The organism is Actinoplanes sp. ATCC 53533, assembly GCF_003947245.1.
In genome coordinates this window covers 1-582 of sequence record NZ_QHHV01000656.1, presented here as the reverse complement: position 1 = coordinate 582, position 582 = coordinate 1, and the positions used below count along the sequence as shown (strand labels likewise).

General features: G+C 58.8%; 1 protein-coding gene. It reads right to left on the bottom strand.

Annotated features, from left to right (window positions below; all coding sequences use genetic code 11):
* Positions 1 to 582: polymorphic toxin type 27 domain-containing protein (locus DMB66_RS66470; RefSeq protein ID WP_148113015.1), on the bottom strand; the 582-nt coding region annotated here is incomplete at both ends.

Below are 582 nucleotides of genomic sequence, written 5' to 3'. Positions count from 1 at the left end.
AGCAAGCTCCCAAGCGGTTCCGTTCCCTCCCTGCGCCAAGCTTCCAGTCCGCTACCATCGGCAATCCGCGTGCATAATTCGCGCTGAACGCTTCTTCCGCCGAACCAGCAACAGTCCTGCCACCGGCACCAAAAAGCCCATCCAATGAGAATGAGATTCTGATATTGCCGCTGCGTGCGACCGTACTGATGCCTTCCATCCACAGCGGCCTACCACTCGCGGTATTTGTCCCAGACCATGCCGGTCCATTAAATGTGTGCCCACCGACAGCGGATGCAAGGTCATCAGAATGTGGATTCACGCCCATGCAAACATTGCTACAGCCATCCGTGTCAACGTAATCGACTCCGCCCGTACTACTCTTACCGCAATTGTGGGTGAGAACCGATGCATCCCCAGCGGCGACGTAGTACGTGTGGAGGCCGTCGACTGTGAGGTTGTGGACCCGCTGCGTCTGGGCGGTCCACTTCTTGACTGCAGTGATCTGGACGTGTGTGCCCGCACCGGTCTTCAGCATCGCGCCGGACGTAAGCTCGCCTGCGTTCACCCACTTGTTCAGGTCGGGCGCCCAGAACGGGTGTC